Origin of the sequence: Salinicola salarius (assembly GCF_002179555.1) — a bacterium.
In the GTDB taxonomy this organism is placed as follows: Bacteria; Pseudomonadota; Gammaproteobacteria; order Pseudomonadales; family Halomonadaceae; genus Salinicola; species Salinicola salarius_A.
This window is the reverse complement of record NZ_NHOU01000009.1, coordinates 110,800-131,180: the sequence shown is the minus strand read 5'-3', so window position 1 is coordinate 131,180 and position 20,381 is coordinate 110,800. Positions and strand designations below refer to the sequence as shown.

At 64.1% G+C, this 20,381-nt stretch carries 15 protein-coding genes; 11 read left to right on the top strand and 4 right to left on the bottom strand.

Features of this window, described 5'->3' with window-relative positions; genetic code table 11:
* Both CCD76_RS09555 and CCD76_RS09550 read left to right on the top strand, forming a co-directional pair.
* Nucleotides 1-2,484: a GNAT family N-acetyltransferase gene (locus CCD76_RS09555; RefSeq protein ID WP_087719286.1), complete on the top strand. Its 2,484-nt coding sequence runs from the start codon at nucleotides 1-3 to the stop codon at nucleotides 2,482-2,484.
* Between the two features lie 195 nt (nucleotides 2,485-2,679).
* Nucleotides 2,680-3,207: an RNA polymerase sigma factor gene (locus CCD76_RS09550; protein WP_087719285.1), complete on the top strand. Its 528-nt coding sequence runs from the start codon at nucleotides 2,680-2,682 to the stop codon at nucleotides 3,205-3,207.
* On the opposite strand, the gene CCD76_RS09545 is transcribed toward CCD76_RS09550, so the two are convergent.
* Both CCD76_RS09545 and CCD76_RS09540 read right to left on the bottom strand, forming a co-directional pair.
* Nucleotides 3,204-3,692 (bottom strand): GNAT family N-acetyltransferase, encoded by a 489-nt coding sequence (locus CCD76_RS09545; RefSeq protein WP_087719284.1) that lies wholly within the window; start codon nucleotides 3,690-3,692, stop codon nucleotides 3,204-3,206. The genes CCD76_RS09550 and CCD76_RS09545 overlap by 4 nt on opposite strands.
* On the bottom strand, nucleotides 3,689-4,888 hold the full coding sequence (locus tag CCD76_RS09540) for a hypothetical protein (RefSeq protein WP_087719283.1): 1,200 nt from the start codon (nucleotides 4,886-4,888) through the stop codon (nucleotides 3,689-3,691). Before CCD76_RS09540 ends, CCD76_RS09545 begins: the two co-directional genes overlap by 4 nt.
* A gap of 170 nt (nucleotides 4,889-5,058) precedes the next feature.
* On the opposite strand from CCD76_RS09540, the gene CCD76_RS09535 reads away from it, so the two are divergent.
* The 9 genes from CCD76_RS09535 to purU all read left to right on the top strand — a co-directional run bounded on the left by CCD76_RS09535 (nucleotide 5,059) and on the right by purU (nucleotide 17,914).
* Nucleotides 5,059-5,826: an ATP-binding cassette domain-containing protein gene (locus tag CCD76_RS09535; RefSeq protein WP_087719282.1), complete on the top strand. Its 768-nt coding sequence runs from the start codon at nucleotides 5,059-5,061 to the stop codon at nucleotides 5,824-5,826.
* 205 nt (nucleotides 5,827-6,031) lie between these two features.
* On the top strand, nucleotides 6,032-7,798 hold the full coding sequence (locus CCD76_RS09530; RefSeq protein ID WP_087719281.1) for an MFS transporter: 1,767 nt from the start codon (nucleotides 6,032-6,034) through the stop codon (nucleotides 7,796-7,798).
* Nucleotides 7,799-7,829: 31 nt separating this feature from the next.
* Entirely contained in the window at nucleotides 7,830-9,962 is a 2,133-nt protein-coding gene (locus CCD76_RS09525; RefSeq protein WP_087719280.1) for a RecQ family ATP-dependent DNA helicase, read from the top strand.
* Nucleotides 9,963-10,089: 127 nt separating this feature from the next.
* The gene (locus CCD76_RS09520; protein ID WP_087719279.1) at nucleotides 10,090-11,160 is read left to right on the top strand and encodes a GlxA family transcriptional regulator; all 1,071 of its coding nucleotides are present in this window, start codon (nucleotides 10,090-10,092) and stop codon (nucleotides 11,158-11,160) included.
* 320 nt (nucleotides 11,161-11,480) lie between these two features.
* Nucleotides 11,481-12,731: a sarcosine oxidase subunit beta family protein gene (locus tag CCD76_RS09515; RefSeq protein WP_087719278.1), complete on the top strand. Its 1,251-nt coding sequence runs from the start codon at nucleotides 11,481-11,483 to the stop codon at nucleotides 12,729-12,731.
* Between the two features lie 190 nt (nucleotides 12,732-12,921).
* On the top strand, nucleotides 12,922-13,314 hold the full coding sequence (locus CCD76_RS09510) for a sarcosine oxidase subunit delta (RefSeq protein WP_087719277.1): 393 nt from the start codon (nucleotides 12,922-12,924) through the stop codon (nucleotides 13,312-13,314).
* Nucleotides 13,311-16,355 (top strand): sarcosine oxidase subunit alpha family protein, encoded by a 3,045-nt coding sequence (locus CCD76_RS09505; RefSeq protein ID WP_087719276.1) that lies wholly within the window; start codon nucleotides 13,311-13,313, stop codon nucleotides 16,353-16,355. Before CCD76_RS09510 ends, CCD76_RS09505 begins: the two co-directional genes overlap by 4 nt.
* A complete protein-coding gene (locus CCD76_RS09500; RefSeq protein ID WP_087719275.1) occupies nucleotides 16,348-16,983 on the top strand; it encodes a sarcosine oxidase subunit gamma in 636 nt (211 codons plus the stop codon). The genes CCD76_RS09505 and CCD76_RS09500 overlap by 8 nt, the downstream gene beginning before the upstream one ends.
* 70 nt (nucleotides 16,984-17,053) lie before the next feature.
* On the top strand, nucleotides 17,054-17,914 hold the full coding sequence (purU, locus tag CCD76_RS09495) for a formyltetrahydrofolate deformylase (protein ID WP_087719274.1): 861 nt from the start codon (nucleotides 17,054-17,056) through the stop codon (nucleotides 17,912-17,914).
* Between the two features lie 91 nt (nucleotides 17,915-18,005).
* Here the strand turns inward: purU and CCD76_RS09490 are convergent, their stop codons facing one another.
* Nucleotides 18,006-18,890, bottom strand: a complete 885-nt coding sequence (locus tag CCD76_RS09490; RefSeq protein ID WP_087719273.1) for a glycine betaine ABC transporter substrate-binding protein — start codon at nucleotides 18,888-18,890, stop codon at nucleotides 18,006-18,008.
* Nucleotides 18,891-19,076: 186 nt separating this feature from the next.
* Entirely contained in the window at nucleotides 19,077-20,075 is a 999-nt protein-coding gene (locus CCD76_RS09485; RefSeq protein WP_087719272.1) for a 4-hydroxyproline epimerase, read from the bottom strand.
* Between the last annotated feature and the right edge of the window lie 306 nt (nucleotides 20,076-20,381).

Below are 20,381 nucleotides of genomic sequence, written 5' to 3'. Positions count from 1 at the left end.
ATGAACTTACCGCAAACTCGACTGGCCAACGCCGAGACAGCCACCGCGGCAGACCACGCGACACACACCACATCGGCCAGCAGCCTCTATTCGCCCGACCTGCGCTTTCATCGCGACTGGCCGGGCATCGGCACCCTCGCCCTTCGCCCGCTCGATCCGGCTAGCGACATCGACACCGTGTTCGACTGGGTCAGCCGCGATAGTGCCCGCTTCTGGGGCATGAATGGCGATACCCGAGATCAGGTCACGGCTTTCTACCGCGACATGGCGCAGAGCGACAGCGCCCAGGCCTTTCTCGGCCTGCACGATGGCCAGCCGGCGTTTCTGGTCGAGTGCTACGATCCCCGCCAGGATCCGGTCGGCGAGCACTATCCGGTTCAGCCCGGCGACCGTGGCATGCACTTTCTGGTCGCGCCGAGAAACCCGGCGGCCTCGCCGATTCACGGCTTCAGCCAGGCCGTGATCGATACCGTCGTGGCGTTCCTGTTCAGCGACCCGACGACGCAGCGGATCGTCGTCGAGCCGGATGTGACCAATGCCAGGATCCACCCGCTCAACCGCCGTGCCGGGTTCGTCTACGAAGGCGAGATTCAGCTGGCGGAGAAGACCGCCCGGCTGGGCTTCTACACCCGCGAGCGGTTCGAGTCGCTGCACGCCTCGCGGCGCCGTGACACCGCCACGGGCGAAGCCAGCGCCCATCTGCGGCCCGATCGTTGGCAGCGCGCCAATCGCGACCTGCTGGGCAAGGCGATCAGCGAGTTCGCCCATGAGCGGCTGCTGGCGCCGTTGGCGGAATCCCGGCCCGAGGTCGATGGCTGGGCCGATTACCGGCTCGCCAGCGATAGCGACAGCATCGTCTATCGGTTCCGCGCCCGCCGGATGGCGCTGGATCACTGGTGGATCGACAAGGGAACGCTTGCCAAGACCCGCAACGGCGATCCGCAATCACTGGACGTGGCGCAGTTCCTGCTCGAGTTTCGCGATCGGCTGGGCATCGATCCCGACAATCTGCCGACCTACCTGGAGGAGATCGCCAGCACCCTGGCCGGCATGGCCTACAAGCTTGGCCGAGACGTCCCGCCGGCCGGCACCCTCGCCAGGGCCGATTTCCAGACCGTGGAGACGGCGATGAGCGAGGGCCACCCCTGCTTCGTCGCCAACAGCGGCCGGATCGGTTTCGACGTCGAGGACTATCACCGCTACGCCCCGGAAGCCGGCGCCGCGATTCGCCCCGTCTGGCTGGCGGCGGCGCGTCACTGCACGACCTACAGCGCCATCGACGGGCTCGACTTCGAATCGCTCATCGAAGACGAGCTGGACGCCTCGGTACGGGAGCGCTTCGTGGCCCGGCTGCATGCGCTCGACCTCGATCCCGACGACTACGTCTTCATGCCGGTTCACCCGTGGCAATGGCGGCACAAACTGGCGATCACCTTTGCCGGCGAAGTCGCCGAGCAGCGTCTGATCCTGCTCGGCGAAGCGGACGACGACTACCGTGCCCAGCAGTCGATTCGCACCTGGTTCAACGTTTCGCAGCCCAGGCGACGTTACGTCAAGTTCGCGCTGTCGATTCTCAACATGGGCTTCATGCGCGGGCTGTCGCCCCACTACATGCGCGGCACGCCGGCCATCAATGCCTGGGTCGAGAACCTGGTCGGCAGCGATCCGGAACTGCAGACGCAGGGGTTCAGCGTACTGCGAGAAGTGGCGACGCTGGGCTATCACCATGCCGGCTTCGAGGCTGCGACTGACAAACAGCACCCGTATCAGAAAATGCTGGCGTGCCTGTGGCGGGAGAGCCCGTATATTCGCATCGCGCCCCATCGGCGGCTGATGACCATGGCTGCCCTGCTACACCGGGACGCCAGTGGCGACGCGCTGCTGCCGGCACTGATCGACGCCTCCGGCATCGGCGCTCGCCGCTGGATCGAGCGCTACCTGGCCGCCTACATGACGCCGCTGCTGCACTGCTTCTTCGCTCACGATCTGGTGTTCATGCCTCACGGCGAGAACCTGATTCTGCAACTCGAGAACCATGTGCCGGTCGGCGCGATCCTCAAGGATATCGGCGAGGAGACCGGCATCTTCGACAACGGCCAGTCGCTGCCGGAAGCCGCCCGGCGCATCGCGGTCGAAGTGCCTGAGGACCTGAAGATCCTGTCGATCTTCACCGACCTGTTCGACTGCTTCTTCCGCTTCCTAGCCGAGATTCTGGTGGCTTCGAACCAGCTCGAGGAGAACGAGTTCTGGCAGCTGGTGGCGGCATGCGTGATCGATTACCAGCAACGACACCCGGCGTTCGCCGACAGGTTCGAACGCTTCGATCTGTTCGCGCCAGAATTCACGCTCTCCTGTCTCAACCGGCTGCAGCTGCGTAACAACCGCCAGATGATCGATCTCGCCGATCCGTCGAAGAACCTGCAGTTCGCCGGCACGCTGGCCAATCCCATCGCCGCCTATCGACGCCTATCGCCCGATGTCTGAACGGCGAAACGGCGCCAGGGACGAGCGCGACGCACCGACCGTGTCGGCATGAGGTAGCCGACGCCCCCGATCCATCGCCGGGCGCACGTCGTGGTGCCCGGCCTACGACTCGTTGCCAATACGAATTATTGCTAATGATTCTCATTTTTGCCATGATCGCGTCACTTCTGTCGTTCTGCCCCCAGGGCCGCCATCATGCGCGAAGCACTGTTCGAGTCTCTCTATCGCCAGCACCATCGCGAGCTGCTGGGCTTTCTCCGCCGCCAGCTCGAATCCGGAGAGCAGGCCGCCGATCTCTGTCACGAGGTCTACCTGCGCCTGCTCAACACCGCTTCGGAAAACGGGCTCGAGAACCCGCGCGCCTATCTCTTCCGCATCGCCCGCAATCTGCTGATCGATCATCGCCGACGACAGGCGCCCGAACTGATCGCCATCGACACGCTGGAACCGGTACTGGTCTGCCCACGCGCTTGCCCGGAAGCCGACGCCTGTCAGCAGCAGTGTGTCCGCCAGCTCACGCAGACGTTGGCCGGATTACCGGAACGGCTACGCCAGGCGCTGATCTGGCACCGCATGGAGGGCATGACCCAGCGCGAAATCGGCCGGCGGCTCGGTGTTTCCGAGCGCATGGCGGGGCGCTATATCGCTCAGGCGGTGACTCGATGCCAGGAGGAACTGGATAGCCTGGAATTGGATAGCCTGGAACGGGCAGCGCGGCACTAGCCTCGAGAACCGGCGACGCTGGGATACCAGCTCATGCCTATCGCGCGGGGCGCAGTGGGCTCGAAGCCGAACTGGGCATAGAGCCGGTGGGCCTCTCCATCCGCCAGCAGGCTGACGAAGGCGTTTTCCGGCGCCTCACGCAGGATATAGGCGCGAATTTCGCTCATGATCCGCTTGCCCAGACCGCGCCCCTGATGCGCCGGCAGCACTGCGATGTCGACAACCTGATAGAAGCAGCCGCCGTCGCCGACGACGCGCCCCATGCCCACGGTTTCGCACTCTCCTTCGCGCTGGTGAACAACCTGCACGGCGAACAGGCTCCGGGGCAAGCCGCGCGCGGCACCGTCAGCGCTGCGCGGGTTCATGCCGGCTTCGCGGCGAAGCCGCATATAGGTCTCGATTTCGGGCGGCTCGAAAATCAGTCGATATGCGTTGTCATCATGCAGGCGGTAAGCGTTGTCATCATGACAGACGTCGTCATTCATAACGTGGGATCCATTCTGGTGTCATTTGGCGGTCGAACACTCAGTGTGCCATCGCCCTGCGACCGCTGCCTTTTCATCAACCAGCGCGGCGTTCTCGATGTCGCCTTCAGCAACGGGATCAACAGCCATAACAGCGGCGCCAGCACCCAGCGATAGACGAACCGCGCAACGATCAAGAACGGCAGCAGCACCAGCGTCCAGATCAGGAACTGCCCCAGCCACACCGGCCAGCCCAGCCACCGCGCGGCGTTGGCCCCCAGCGCGCTGACAAGGCTGGGATGTCGCAAAACGACATAAGCCGTGCCGGTGACCGCCGCGACTTTGGCCGCTCTCGACAGGTTGACGAAGCGTCCGCCCCCGGCCAGCACGCCACGCCCCGCCGCCCGCGCGCCCTGCCCTTCGACGGCGGCACCGGCACGCACCGCGCGCCCGGCGCGCAGCACCTTGATCGCGCTGGTCATCACCAGCAGATCGACACCCGCCCAGCCGAGATCGGCGACGCCGACCGGCTCGCCGCGGCGCCACTGGCTTTCCAGATCGCGCAGGCCGCCGGTGAAGAAATCGCCGATATCGCTCACTACCCGCTCGCTCTGTAGCCGCTGCACCTCGCCGTCTGCATCGATGACGAACTGCCCGAGGAAGCCGTGGCCCTCGGCCTCGAGAATGGCGATGGCGATCTGACCCCGATGCGCTGGCGTCAACGTGGCCGGCGTTGCTTCGTTGTCGGCCGTCGTCGGATCCGCTTCGGGCGCCTTTTCGGCATCGTCTTGCCACCAGCGCGACAGCTGCTCGCTTGCCGCCCGGTAGCGCGTACCCAGCCAGTGCTGTGCCCGCAGCGTGGCGATATCGTGATCGCGGTAGTAGGTCACCGGCAGCACTGCGTCTGCGCCGAAACGCACCAGCACGCGCTGGAACGCGGGATCGAGACCGTAATCGAGCAGCGCTTCACGAGCCAGATCGCCGTGATTGCGGATCGCCAGCCAGGCAGCGGCCCAGAGTGCCGGCTCGCCGGCGTAGCTCAGAAAGAGCGCGTTGATCTCCGGCGACTCCTCGGCCAGCGCCGGCGCCAGCGACGGCAGTGTCCGCTGCGCTTCCAGGCGCACCATGCGAGGCTCGAAGGGCTCGTGCGAGGCAACGGCGGTCAGCACGCCCCCGGCAACGAGCGCGAACAGCACAATCGATAGCCACACTTTCATGGGGTCGGGGTCCTTATCATGGGTTCGCGCTCCAGAGACAGGGATATTCGTCCGACAAGGGACGCTGCCAATCGATAAACGACGACAAGTGTCTTTGATAAGCGTTCGTATTTGAATTAGGATTGCATTCCACCCTGTGACCCACCACTCGCTGCGAGGTTGCCCCGTCCATGTTCGAAGTCCAATCAGCGAGCTTCGAGATCGCGGGCAAGACGTTGCTCTCCCCCATCGATTTCACCTTCGGTGAAGGACGGATCTACGGCCTGATCGGGCACAACGGTTCCGGCAAGTCGACGCTGCTCAAGCTGCTCGCGCAGCAGCAGCCGGTCAGTCAAGGTAACATCCGGCTCGATGGCCGCCCGCTGTCGCAGTGGAAACCGCGAGAGTTCGCCCGCCACGTCGCCTATCTGCCGCAGCATCTGCCCAGCGCCGAAAACCTCACCTGCCGCGAATTGATCGGTTTCGGTCGCTACCCGTGGCATGGCCTGCTGGGGCGCCTCAATCGCCACGATCATCAGCAGATCGAGCGCGCCATCGCCCTGACCCATACCGAAGCCTTCGCCGACCGACTGGTCGATACGCTCTCCGGCGGCGAGCGCCAACGCGTGTGGCTGGCCATGCTGCTGGCCCAGGGTAGCCGCTATCTGCTGCTCGACGAGCCGCTGGCGGCGCTGGATATCGCCCACCAGGTCGAAGTGCTGGCGCTGGTGCGCAAGCTCTGCCGCGAGCTGGGCCTCGGCGTGATCATCGTGCTCCATGACGTCAACATGGCCGCACGCTACTGCGATCACCTGGTCGCGCTGCACAGCGGCAGGCTCCTCGCCGAAGGCGCGCCGGCCAGCATGATGAACGATACCAACCTGGAAGCCATCTACGGCATTCCCATGCGGGTGATGAATCATCCCGCCGACGCCTGCCCCATCGCCGTGCTGCAGTAGGCCATCTTCCCAGTCTCTTGTCTCGTACCAGGCTCTTGTCTCGTACCAGTCTCTTGTCTCGTGATAGGCGAGCGCCGTCTGCCGCCTCATGACGTATCGGCATCTCCACTGCCGGAGCGCCATGGCGCTGGACCCGCACGGCTGAACCAAGGATGCTAATCTTCAGGCTTTGCCTTCCGATTCGCCCCTTGTCTGCGAGCTCGTCATGCTGCAACCCGTTTCCCGCCAGAGCGATCTGACGCTCGAATCCGAACAGACGCCGCCACGTCCGGCGAATGTCAGTACCTTTGCCCCGTTGGGGGTCCCGGCGTTCCGGATGATCTGGATCGCCAACCTGTTCGCCAATCTCGGCGTGTGGGCACAGTCGGTGGCGGCGGCATGGGTGGTGACGTCGAACGACGGCGGCGCGGTGGCGGTGGCGATGATCCAGGTCGCGGCGGCGCTGCCGCTGGTGCTGATGTCGATCGTCACCGGGGTGATTGCCGACAACTACGATCGCCGCAAGGTGATGTTGTTCGGCCTGGGTATCGAGGTGCTGGGCGGGCTGTTCATCACGCTGATCGCCTTCATGAATCTGCTTTCACCGACGCTGCTGATCGTCTCGATCCTGTGCGTTTCCATCGGCGGCGCGATCACCACCCCGGCGTGGCAGGCGGCGGTCAACGAGCAGGTGCCACGCAACCTGGTCTCGAGCGCCGTGCTGCTCAACAGCGTCAACTACAATGCCGCGCGTGCCATCGGCCCGGCCATCGGCGGGCTGCTGCTGGCCGCGGTGGGGCCGGCGTGGATCTTCCTGCTCAACGTGCTCTGCTTCTGCGGGCTGATCGCCGCGCTGTGGCGCTGGAAGCGTGCGGTGCTGCCCAAGTCGCTGCCCCCGGAACGCATCTGGGAAGGGGTCAAGGCGGCGCTGCATTTCGTGCAGTACTCCAGCGTCACGCGGCTGGTGATGATGCGTTCGTTCATCTTCGGCATCTCCGCCAGCGCACTCTGGGCACTGCTGCCGCTGCTGGCCCATCAGCACCCCAGCGGCAGCGCCTCGCTCTATGGCTACATGCTCGGTGGCCTCGGCATCGGCGCGATCGCCGGCAGCACGCTGGTCAACCGGGCCCGCCAGCGGGTCGGCAGCAGCCGGCTGATCAGCTTCTCCGCGATGTTGCTGGGCCTGGTGATGCTGGCGCTCGGCGGGCTCGATACCCTGTGGGTGCTGTTTCCGGCGCTCATCGTCGGCGGCAGCTGCTGGATCGCTGCGGTGGCCTCCTATAACTCCTCGGTGCAGATACTGGTGCCGGACTGGGTCAAGGCCCGCGCCCTGGCGCTGTATCAGACCGCGCTCTACGCCGGGCTGACGCTGGGTTCGCTGCTGTGGGGGCAGCTGGCCGACGGCCTGGGCGTGCAGATGGCGCTGATGCTGGCCGGCGCGCTGCTGATCGTCTCGGCGTTGCTGCTACTCCCTTCCCGACTGCCGGACCTGGACGCCAACGATCTGGTCGAGGCGCCGGAAGCGCACACCCACAGGCCGGACTTCGAGTTCAATCCGGCACGGGGCTCGGTGATGGTGACAGTCGAATACCGCATCGACAGCGAGCATCTGCGCGAATTCGCCCGCGCCGTGCGCCCACTGAGGAAGCTGCGGCTGCGCAACGGTGCCAAGCGCTGGTCGCTCTACCGCGACGTCGTCGACCGCGATCTGTGGCAGGAGGTGTTCCTCGTGCCCAACTGGCTGCAGCATCTGCGCATGCTGGACCGGCTGACGCTGGCGGACCGCGCCGTCATCGACCGGGTCACGGCACTGCACAGCGGCCCGGAGGCCCCGCGCCTGCGCCACGGCGTCAGCTATCGTTCCTCGCGGCACGACCAACCGGCACTGACGCCGAACCAGACCGAACCGCCCGACGATTCGCCGGCCGATGTCACCTCATCCGATGCTGCCACGCCCGACACGACCGTGCCCTGGCCGCAGCAGCGGACATGACTCAACAAACGAACATGACGCAGGAGACAACATGAAAAGCGCTCGCGATACCCTGCTCGAGGTGTTCGGCTTCCCGGCGTTCCGCGGCGGCCAGGAAGCGGTCGTCGAGCGCGTCATCGGTGGCCGCTCGACGGCAGCGATCTTCGCCACCGGCGCCGGCAAGTCGCTCTGCTACCAGTTGCCGGCGCTCCACCTGCCGCATCTCACGCTGGTGGTCTCGCCGCTGCTGGCATTGATGCAGGACCAGTTGGCCTTCCTCCAACGCCACGGCGTGGCGGCCGCGAGTCTCGATTCGACCCAGGATCGCGACACCGCCCGCGACATCATGGAGCGTGCCCGCCGCGGCGAGCTGAAGATCCTGATGGTCTCGGTGGAACGGCTCAAGAACGAGCGCTTTCGCCACTTTCTGCGCCAGGTCGCGATCTCGCTGCTGGTGGTCGACGAAGCTCACTGCATCTCCGAATGGGGCCACAACTTTCGCCCGGACTACCTGAAGCTGCCGGACTACCAGCGCGAGTTCGGCATCCCACAGGCGCTGCTGCTGACCGCCACCGCGACGCCCGCCGTGATCGACGACATGCGCGCCAAGTTCGCCATCGCCGCGGACGATGTCGTCACCACCGGCTTCTATCGCGACAACCTCGAGCTTCTGGTGCAGCCGGTAGAGAGCGAACGCCGGCTGCCGGCGCTGGTCGAATGGCTGGCGCCGCAACGCTCGTCACGACAGTCGCCAGGACAACAGCCGGCATCGCAGGCGCCCACCATCGTCTACGTCACCCTGCAGCAGACCGCCGAGTCGGTCGCCGCGGCGCTGGCGAATCAGGGCTTCACGGTGCGCGCCTATCACGCCGGTCTCGACAGCGAGACGCGGGACGAGATCCAGCAGGGCTTCATGCGCGGCGAGATCCCTTGCATCGTCGCCACCATCGCCTTTGGCATGGGGATCGACAAGGGCAACATTCGCAACGTGATCCACTACGACCTGCCCAAGTCGATCGAGAACTACAGCCAGGAGATTGGCCGTGCCGGCCGCGACGGCGAGCCGTCACGCTGCCTGATGCTGGCCGGTCGCGACGGCCTGCGCGTGCTGGAGAACTTCGTCTACGGCGACACGCCGGAGCGCGAGGGTATTCGTCACGTGCTGGCCGAGATCGCCGAGGCTGGCCGCCAGCCGCAGCGCCAGTGGCCGGTGCTGCTCAATACGCTCTCCCGCGACAGCAATATCCGCCTGCTGCCGTTGAAGACATTGCTGGTGCGCCTCGAGATGCACGGCGTGATCGCGCCCCGCTTCGCCTATCTGGCCGAATACCGGCTGCGCTATCTCGAGGAGCCCGGCGATCTGATCGCACGCTTCCAGGGGGAACGGGCCGACTTCGTGCGCCTGTTGGTGGACAACATCGCCATCGCCAAGACCTGGGGAACGGTGAATTTCGAGCGTCTCTACCGCGCCGGCGTCGATGCGGGGATCGATGCCTCGCGCTCGCGCGTCATCACCGCGCTGGAGTATTTCCAGGACAAGGGCTGGGTGGTGCTGGAAGGCAAGCGCATGACCGATGTCTACGAGGTGTGCCAGCCCGCGTTCGACATCGAGGCCCTGACCGACCGGTTGCTGGCGGAAAGCCAGTCCCGCGAGCGAACCGAGATCGAACGTCTGCAGGCGATGCTGGCACTGTTCGAATCGGATACCTGCCTGACCCGCCGTCTGGCGGAGTACTTCGGCGACGACCATTTCGAGCATGCGGAAACTCAAGCCTGCGGCCAGCCGGTCCAGGCCGCCCAGGGCTGCGGCCAGCCGATTCAAGCCGCCCGAAGCTGCGGCCAACCTGTTCAAGCCGCCCGAGGATGCGGCCAGCCGATTCAAGCCGCCCGGGGCTGCGGCCACTGCTCGGTCTGCCACGGTCACGTTGCCCGCCTGCCGAGCGCGGCGGCGCTGCCTGAATTGACCGATGACGACTTCGAACGATACGCCCGGCCGCTGATCGAGCGTCACCGCGAGCAGATTGGCACGGTGCCGGGGGCGCAACGCATCGCGCACTTTCTGTGCGGGCTCGCCATGCCGGTCTTCACGCCGCTCAAGGCGCGGCAGCTGCCCGGTTTCGGCATCTACGAGCAGCGCCCCTATCCCGAGATCAAGGCGTGGGCCAATGCCTGCGCGAGACGTTGATCGATGGTGAATGGCAACGAAGCCCCATCGAGCACTGCTCCTGAGGGCTTGTGGAAGCGACGTACCAGCGCGTGTCATGACAAACTGGATTGATGCCTCGGCCTCGACCATGCCCTGAGACTACGATATGGCCCCAGATTTCTCTTCTTCAGACGAGCCTCTTTCGGTCGGATTCGTGCTGCTGCAGCGCTTCACCATCCTGCCGTTCTCGGCCTTCGTCGATTGCCTGCGGCTGTCCGCCGACGACGGCGACCGCAGTCAGCAGATCCGCTGTCGCTGGCAGTTCATGAGCAGCGGCGGGCAGGACGTCGTTTCCAGCAGCGGCGCCACGATCACCGGCTGCGGACTGCTGACGGCCCCCGAACGCTTCGATTACATCGTGGTCATCGGCGGGGTACTCGGCGCGGCCGAAGAGGAGGATCAGCAGGCGCTGGATTATCTGCGCCTGGCAGCGCAGTGCGACGTTCCTCTCGTCGGGGTCTGTACCGGGGTCTTTTCCCTGATCAAGGCAGGGTTGATGGATGGCCGCCGATGCTGCATCAGCTGGTATCACCATGCCGATCTCGTGCAGCGCTACCCGGATATCGAGCCGGTGGCCGACCAGCTCTTTCTGGATGACGGCAATCGGTTGACCTGTGCCGGCGGCGTGGCATCCGCCGACCTGGCCGCGTACCTGGTGGAGCGACACCTGGGACGGCTATGGGCGAAGAAGAGCCTGCATATCATGCTGATCGACGAGCCGCGGCCCGGGCAACATCCCCAGCCGCAGCCCGTGGTCTTCAGCCGGGTCTCCGATCCGCTGGTTCGACGGGCCATCTCGATCTTCGAGCAGCATCTGGGCGAGGTGGTCACGATCGAGCGGCTGGCGAAGCGCCTGCATACCTCGCGGCGCAACATCGAGCGCCATTTCCGGGATCAGTTCGGGGTCGGGCCGCAGAAATTCGCCCGCGACCTGCGCCTGCACTACGGGTGCTGGATGCTGAACTACACCAAACACAGCATCACGGATATCGGCGAGCGCTGCGGTTTTGCCGACACGGCCCACTTCTCGCGGCACTTCCGCGAGGTCTTCGGCATTCCCCCTTCGGAGGTCAGGCGGCTCTCCGAGGATCAGCGCGCCAAGCTCGTGGACCCGTTCTTTCTCCACGTCGGCCAGACCTCCCGAGTGCTCGAACTCGCCGCGCCGGCTCAGCACTGAAGGCGCCTTTCCCCTCATGCCCCGTGCCGGCATCGCCCCGCTCGATCCAGGCCGAGTGTCGGAAACGTTAGCGTCATAAATATCGCTTTTCGACATAGGGCCGGCCTCTCCCGGCCGGCCAGCAGCGCACGACTGCGAGGCCACGGCGCGGTTTTCCGGTCGACCGCGGCTTCCCCTTCATTCAATTATCCTGTCGCAAACGTTCAAGCGCCTTTCGATCTGCCTGGCGGATCATGACCGCAAGCTTCCAACGATCTGATTTCAACGATTTCCGACGCCGCGGCGAGGCTGCTCGGGCGGCGTCTCTCCAGGAGAAAAGCATGCAACGCTATTCCGGATTCGGTCTGGTCAAGCACGCGCTGAACCATCACGAAAACTGGCAGCGCCAGTGGCGCAATCCTACGCCGAAGAAACAATACGATATCGTCATCGTCGGCGGTGGCGGCCACGGGCTGGCTACCGCCTACTATCTGGCCAAGGTCCACAACATCACCAATGTCGCGGTGATCGAGAAAGGCTGGCTGGGTGGCGGCAATACCGCTCGCAACACCACGATCGTGCGTTCCAACTATCTTTGGGACGAAGCGGCCGCGCTGTTCGAACACTCCATGAAGCTGTGGGAAGGCCTCTCCCGGGACATCAACTACAACGTGATGTTCTCGCAGCGGGGCGTGCTCAACCTCGGCCACACGCTGCAGGACATGCGCGACATCCAGCGCCGCGTCAACGCCAACCGCCTGAACGGGATCGATGGCGAAGTCCTCGATGCCAAGGGGGTCCAAGAGATCGTGCCGATCCTCGACTGCTCGAGCCGGGCCCGCTATCCGGTCCTCGGCGCTTCCTGGCAGCCGCGCGGCGGCGTGGCCCGTCACGACGCCGTGGCCTGGGGCTACGCGCGGGCGGCGGACGCACTCGGCGTGGACCTGCTGCAGAACACCGAAGTCACCGGTTTCAAGATCCGTGACGGCCGCGTCCATGGCGTTCACACCAATCGCGGCGACATCGAAGCGAAGACGGTGGGCTGCGTCGCCGCCGGGAACTCCGGCGTGCTCGCCAAGATGGCCGGCTTCAAGCTCCCGCTAGAGTCCCACCCGCTGCAGGCGCTGGTCTCCGAGCCGCTGAAGCCGGTGCTGGATACGGTGGTCATGTCCAACCATGTGCATGGCTACATCAGCCAGTCGGACAAGGGCGATCTGGTCATCGGCGCCGGCATCGACGGCTACGTGGGTTATGGCCAGCGCGGCAGCTACCCGACCGTCGAGCATACCCTGCAGGCAATCGTCGAGATGTTCCCGATCTTCTCCCGCGTGCGCATGAACCGCCAGTGGGGCGGCATCGTCGACACCTGCCCCGACGCCAGTCCGATTCTCTCGGCCACGCCGGTCAAGGGCATGTTCTTCAACTGCGGCTGGGGCACCGGCGGCTTCAAGGCCACGCCGGGCTCCGGCCATGTCTTCGCGGCGACGCTGGCCAAGGGCGAAGCGCATCCGCTGGCCGCACCGTTCTCGATCGACCGCTTCCACACCGGCGCCCTGGTGGACGAACACGGCGCCGCTGGCGTCGCCCACTAAGGAAGCGCTGAATAAATCGGCGAGCAGGATGAAGTGGGCGGCACTCCGTCGCAAGGCGCACGGAGCGCAGCAACCGGAGCCTATGGGGTATAGGTGAGGATTCCGACCGGGCTGGCGCTCCAGCACCGCGTAACGCAGCGATTCGCCTGCGCAGACATTTATGCAGTGTTTCCCTAAGGAGGACTCTTGCATGTTCCATATTTACTGCCCTTACTGCGAAGAGTATCGCGAAGAGGAAGAGTTCCATCCGCGTGGTCAGGCTCACCTGCAGCGCCCCGCCGACCCGGAGAACTGTTCCGATGAACAATGGGGCGACTACCTGTTCTTCCGCGACAACCCCCGCGGCATTCACCACGAGCTGTGGGTACATTCCGTCGGCTGCCGCAAGTTCTTCAACATTACGCGGCATACCGCGAACTACGAGATTCTCGAAACCTACAAGATGGGCGAGCGCCCCTCGATCACGGCCGAAACGCTGGCCGCCGACGAACGCCAGTCCGGCGTTCAGACCGCGTCCGGCGGTTGGCAGACGGTCGGCGCGCGCCCTGAAGACGAAGCGTTGAACACGGAGGCACGGGCATGACGCAGATCCATCGATCCAGCCGCGGCGGTCGCATCGATCGCTCCCGCGAACTCTCCTTCACGTTCAACGGCAAGCGCTACACGGGCTACGCCGGCGATACGCTGGCCTCTGCCCTGCTGGCCAATGGCGTCGATATCGTCAACCGCAGCTTCAAGTATTCGCGGCCGCGCGGCATCGTCGCGGCGGGCCCGGAAGAGCCCAATGCCGTCGTGCAGCTGGGCGCCAGCGAAGCGGCCCAGGTGCCCAACGTCCGCGCCACCCAGCAGGCGCTCTACGAAGGGCTGGTCGCTCGCAGCACCAACGGCTGGCCGAACGTGCAGCGCGACATGATGGGGATGATCGGCAAGCTGGGCGGCAGCTTCATGCCGCCGGGGTTCTACTACAAGACCTTCATGGCGCCGGCCTCGATGTGGATGACCTACGAGAAGTACATTCGCAAGAGCGCCGGTCTGGGGCGCAGTCCGCTCGAATCCGATCCGGACATTTACGACCACCTCAATCAGCATTGCGACGTGCTGGTCATCGGCGGCGGTGCCGCTGGTCTGGCAGCGGCGCGTATCGCTGCCGACAGCGGCGCCCGGGTCATGCTCTGCGACGAGCAGGAGGAACTGGGCGGTTCGCTGCTGGACAGTCGCGAGGCGCTCGACGGCCTGCCGGCGCCGGAATGGGTATCGCAAGTGGTCACCGAGCTGTCGGCAAGAGAGAACGTCGAGCTGCTGCCACGAACGACCGCCAACGGCTATCACGACCACAACTTCGTCACGCTCCACGAGCGTCGCACCGAACATCTCTGGGATACCGCCCCCGCCGTGAACCGGCGTCCGCAGGCGCGCTCCCGCCTGCATCGCGTGCGTGCCCGGCACGTCATTCTGGCGACGGGCACCCACGAGCGTCCGCTGGTCTACGGCAACAACGATGTCCCCGGCAACATGGTTGCCGGCGCGGTCTCCACCTATATCCGGCGTTTCGGTGTCGTGCCGGGCCACAAGCTGGTGCTGTCGGTCAGCAACGATTACGCCTATCGCACGGCGCTGGACTGGCACGAGTCGGGTCGTGAAGTCGTGGCGATCGTCGATGCCCGCGCCACGTCTCGGGGTGAACTGGCCGAACAGGCCCGCGCCCTGGGGATCCGTATCATCAACCAGAGCGCCGTCATCGAGGCCAAGGGCAGTGACCGCGTCACAGCGGCTCGCATCGCCAGGATCGATCTGGACGCCTTCTGCGTTCTCGGTCACGAAAAGACGCTGAGCTGCGACACCATCGCCAGCTCCGGCGGCTACAGCCCCGTCATCCACCTCTCCTCCCATACCGGAACCCGGCCCGTATGGCGTGACGACGTGCTGGGTTTCGTGCCCGGTGACGTCAAAGGCATGACATCGGTGGGCGGCGTTCACGGCGTCTTCGCCCTGAAGGCGGTGCTCGAACACGCTGCCGAAGGGGCTCGCCGCGCGCTGGATGCCATCGGGTTCGAGAGCGACTCGTCCGCGCCCAAGCTGCCTGACGTCGCCGAACGGCGCGAGGAACCCGCCTGCGCGCTCTTCCAGGTGCCTCACGTGAAGTCGGCCATGCGAGCCCCCAAGCAGTTCGTCGATCTGCAGAACGATGTCACGGCCGCGGGTATCGAACTGGCCACGCGTGAAGGGTTCGAATCGATCGAGCACGTCAAGCGCTATACCGCGCTGGGCTTCGGCACCGATCAGGGGAAACTCGGCAACATCAACGGCATGGCAGTTGCCGCACGTTGCCTGAAGCGTTCGATCCCGGAAGTCGGCACCACCGTTTTCCGGCCCAATTACACGCCGGTGACCTTCGGCGCCATCGTTGGCCGCCACTGCCGGGATCTGTTCGATCCCGAGCGCTACACCGCCCTGCATGCCTGGCATGTCGAGCATGGCGCGGAATTCGAGGACGTCGGCCAGTGGAAGCGGCCCTGGTACTTTCCTCGCACCGTCAATGGCAAGAAAGAGACGATGCACGAAGCGGTATCGCGCGAAAGCCTGGCCGTGCGCGAGAAAGTCGGCATTCTCGATGCCTCGACCCTCGGCAAGATCGATATCCAGGGGCCGGATGCACGCGAGTTTCTGGGCCGGGTGTACACCAACAAGTGGGCCAAGCTGGCCCCCGGACGGGTGCGCTACGGCCTGATGTGCAAAGACGACGGCATGTTGATGGACGACGGCACCACCAGTTGTCTGGCCGAGAATCACTTCCTGATGACCACCACCACCGGTGGCGCCGCCGGGGTGATGGAGTGGCTGGAGCTGTGGCACCAGACGGAGTGGCCGGAGCTCGAGGTCTATTTCACCTCGGTGACCGACCACTGGGCGACCATGACCGTGACCGGGCCGGAAGCGCGCAAGCTGATGTCAGAGGTGACCGACATCGACCTGTCCCCGGATCAGTTCAAGTTCATGGACTGGCGCGAGGGCAACGTTGCCGGCATTCCGGCCCGCGTGTTCCGAATCTCCTTCACCGGCGAACTCGCCTACGAGATCAACGTCCAGGCCAACTATGCGATGCCGGTCTGGAAGACCCTGTTCGAGAAAGGCGAGAAGTACGGGCTGACCCCCTACGGCACCGAAACCATGCACGTGCTGCGCGCCGAGAAAGGCCTGATCATCGCCGGTCAGGATACCGATGGCTCGGTCACGCCCGAAGATCTGGGCATGCAGTGGGCGGTGGGCTACGACAAGCCGTTCGCCTGGATCGGCAAACGCGCGTTGACCCGGCCTGACACGGCGCGAACCGACCGCAAGCAGTTCGTCGGCCTCAAGCCCAGGGATCCCGAGGTCGTGCTGGAGGAAGGCGCGCAGATCGTCTTCGATCCCGAGCAGAGCATCCCGATGACCATGGTCGGTCACGTCACCTCCAGCTACTACAGCCCCAATCTTGGCCACGGGTTTGCCCTCGCCGTCATCAAGGGCGGTCGCGATCGTCTGGGACAGACGGTCTATCTGCCGATGAAGGATGGCGTCGTGCATGAAGCGGAAATCGTCAGTCCGGTGTTTATCGATCCCAAAGGAGAACGTCAGAATGTCTGAGATTCGTGAATTCGACTGCCGGCCGAACGATCAGACCGGCGCAGAGTCGCCCCTCGCCTGGTCGCTCCAGCGCGGTCCGGTGCCCGACGCGGACACGCAAGCCGGGGTGACGCTGCGGGAATCCGCCTTCATGGGCCACCTGATCCTGCGCGGCGGCGCCATCGTCCTGGATGAGGCCGTGCGCGAGGTGCTCGGCATCAACCTGCCGGCGCGGCCCAATACCCTGACCCTGGATTCAACGGGCGAGCGTTCGATCCAGTGGCTATCACCGGACGAATGGCTGATCGTGGTCCCCGGCGGCGAAGAGTTCGCGCTGGAGAAGGCGCTTCGCCATGCACTGGGGCAAGCACACTTCAGCCTCGTCAACGTCAGCGGCGGCCAGACCGTCATCACGCTGAGCGGCCCCAAGGCACGCGAGACGCTGAAGAAGTCGACGCCCTACGACGTTCACCCGTCGGCATTCCCGGTCGGCAAGGGCGTCACCACGATCTTCGCCAAGACCTCAGTCACCTTGCGTCAACCGAAGGCAGACTGCTGGGAACTCATCGTGCGCCGCAGTTTTGCCGACTACCTCTACCGATGGCTCCTCGATGCCGCCGCGGAATTCGGTGTCTCGGTCGAGCGTTGACGAGACAGAAGGCCGATGTGGAATCGGCCTTCCTTCACCCAGGAATCATGTCACCGGGAATAACAAATCAATGAGCAACGACTGGATCCTCACCGCCCAGTGCCCCAGCCGCCTGGGCACCATCGATGTCGTGACGCGTTTCCTGAAAGAATCGCGCTGTTACGTCAATGAAATCAGCTCGTTCAACGACGCACCAGCCGAGCGCTTCTTCATCCGCGTGGCCTTCCAGCCGGACAAGACGCTGACGTTCGACAAGGACCGCTTTACGGAATCCTTTGCGACGAGAGCGAAAGAGTTCGACATGACGTTCGAGCTCAGTTCCAGTGCCGAGCGAATGAAGACCGTCATCCTCGTTTCCAAGGCGGATCACTGCCTCAACGACCTGCTCTATCGCTATCGGACCGGCCAGTTGGCCCTCGACGTCAAGGCCATCGTGTCCAACCACCCGGACCTGGAACCGCTCGCCAGGTGGCACGACATTCCGTACCACTACCTGCCAGTCACCCCCAAGACCAAGGCGACACAGGAAGCGCAGATTCGAGCGGTGATCGATGACACGGATGCTGACCTGATCGTTCTCGCCCGTTACATGCAGGTACTCTCACCGCAGCTCTGTGACGCTCTGAATGGACGCGCCATCAATATCCATCACTCGCTTCTCCCCGGTTTCAAAGGTGCCCGGCCCTATCACCAGGCGTATGAAAAAGGGGTAAAGCTGGTCGGCGCTACGGCGCACTACATCAATAACGATCTCGACGAAGGTCCGATCATCGCCCAGGGTGTCGAATCGGTGGATCACGCCTACTTTCCGGAAGACCTCGTCAATAAGGGCCGAGACATCGAGTGTCTGACCCTGGCGCGCGCAATTCAGTATCACACCGAAAAGCGCGTCTTCCTGCATGCCCAAAAGACCGTCATTCTCAGCAAGTAGCCTCCTCTTCGAAGACAGCCCGCCGATCGCTCAAAAAAACAAGTCGCCATCTTTCGATGGCGACTTGTTGAATATCACTGCCTGTCGAGGTTCATTCAGCGCTGGCTGATTCCGGCATCCATTCGCTGACGATATCCGGGTTATCCTCGACCCACTGCTTGGCACTTTCGTACGGATCGGCGTCGTCTTTCTGATTCAGCAGCATCACCTCGCCGAGTTCTTCCGGCGTCCAGGAGAAGTTGTCCAGAATGGCATACGCCTCGGGCATGTCCTCTTTCAGCCCCTTGCGCACGACCGTATCGATCTCCTCGCTACCGCCAAAGATATTCTTGGGATCGTCCAGATATTTCAGGTCCCAACGGGCGAACATCCAGTGCGGTGTCCAGCCGGTAATCACGATATCTTCCTGGTTGTCGATTGCCGTATCGAGGGCCGAAGTCATCGTCGCGCCGCTGCCGCTCTGCAGCTCCACATCGAGACCGTACTGGTCGATGACATCCTCGGTCAGGCTCATGATGCCGGCACCCGGATCGATGCCGGTGATACGCCCTTCCAGATCGTCCGCGTGATCGTTGATATCCTCGATACTGCTCATTTCGGAATACTCGGGAACGACCAGCCCCAGCTTGGTCCCTTCCAGATTCGCGCCAAGATTTTCCACCTGATCCTTCACTCGGGCGAAGTAGTCCTCGTGGGTGGTGGGAAGCCAGGCGGTGGTGATGGCATCGGCATCTCCCGTCGACAGCCCCTGCCACATGGCGGCGGCGGACAGCGAAGTCAGGTTGACGTCGTACCCGGCTTTTTCCAGCACGACGCGCATCACGTTCGTGGATGCCACCGCGTCGGACCATTCCACGTAGGCCAGATTGACCGTGCCCTTGTCCTGGGCTTGAGCGCTGCCGCTTGCGGCGACCGCGCCGGCAGCCATCACCAGGGAAGCGCTACCGATGAGAAGTTTCGATTTCAGAAAATCCATTATCAATCCCCTGCACGTTATTGTCAGTAACGCTTCCACCCACCTGGAGGTACCAATGCCGGAAGCGCGTGTTCTTTCCACTATCTCAATCGCCGCGGATCATGACAAATTTTCTTCACGATCCACATGCCATCGCCAGAAACCTCCGAAGGCGCGAGGAACGCCTTGTTGCCTGGTCGATGACCGTCATACCAGCTGAAAACCATGAGCCAGTGGATCGCGATCGTCAACATAAAGGGTGTTGTGGCCAATGATGTTGGCCCACCCGGCGACACTGGGCTTGATCCCGCGGTAGGGGCCGATATCGACCTCGGATTCGACCATGCCCTGATAGATCGTGCCGATGAGACTTTCATTGCGATAACGCTCGTCGACCTTCAGCCGCCCCTTTCCATGCAACTGCGCCATTCGGGCCGACGTGCCGGTACCGCCCGGCGAGCGATCGATCGCCTTGTCGCCGTAGAAGACCGCACTTCGGCCATCCGAACGCTGAGGGTCGCCCTCGTCGCACCAGATCGCGTGATGCACCCCGCGAATGCTGTCGTTTTCGGGATGCACGGGGTCGCAGACCGCAGAAACCGCGCTGCGCAACGCCTGGCTGGCCGTCACGATCTCGGAGGCCGACGCGCCTTTCAGCCCCGGCCAGTTGGCCTGGGGCTCGACCACAGCATAGAAATTGCCGCCATAGGCGATATCCACGGTCAGCAAGCCGAGACCGGGGACTTCCACCTCGACATCGGCAGCCTGCAGGAAGCTGGGGACATTGAAGAGGCGGACGGATTCCACGCGCCCTTCCTTCATGCGGTATTCCACATCGACCTTGCCGGCCGGCACTTCGATCGCCAGCTTGCCGGGTTCGCGGGGTGTCACCAGCCCCTCTTCCAGCGCCACGGTCACCAGGCCGATGGTCCCGGCGCCGCACATGGGCAGACACCCGCTCACCTCGATGAACAGCACGCCGAAATCGCAATCCTCACGAATCGACGGATAGATCATGGCCCCGGACATCGCATCGTGGCCTCGCGGTTCGAACATCAGCGCCTTGCGTATCCAGTCGTGGTCACGAACGAAGATATCCCGGCGCTCGGCCATCGACACGCTGGGCAAGAGTGGCACCCCACCCGCCACGACCCTGACCGGATTGCCACAGGCATGAGCATCGACGCAGAAAAACGTATGTCGCAATCCTGTTCTCCTTCAGGCAATGAAAAAGCTTTACCACTATCCCGTCGGGTCATGGATAACTCAAGCCGCCCCTCGCAAAGCTGAAGGAGTGCGGACCGAATATTGGGCGCTGGCTGGCGCAGGAGACAAGCATGGGCCAACGCCAGGAGAAGGCGCCGGGCGTGAAGATTCCTACCGGCACCACGGAGCACACCCGCGTGTCGACGAGATGACGCGCCGACCGCTTTAATATGACGAAATGCCATCTCAATTAGCGCTTTCTTATTCAATCCGTTTTTTCGAACTTGCTGCATATTGGCGGCGTTT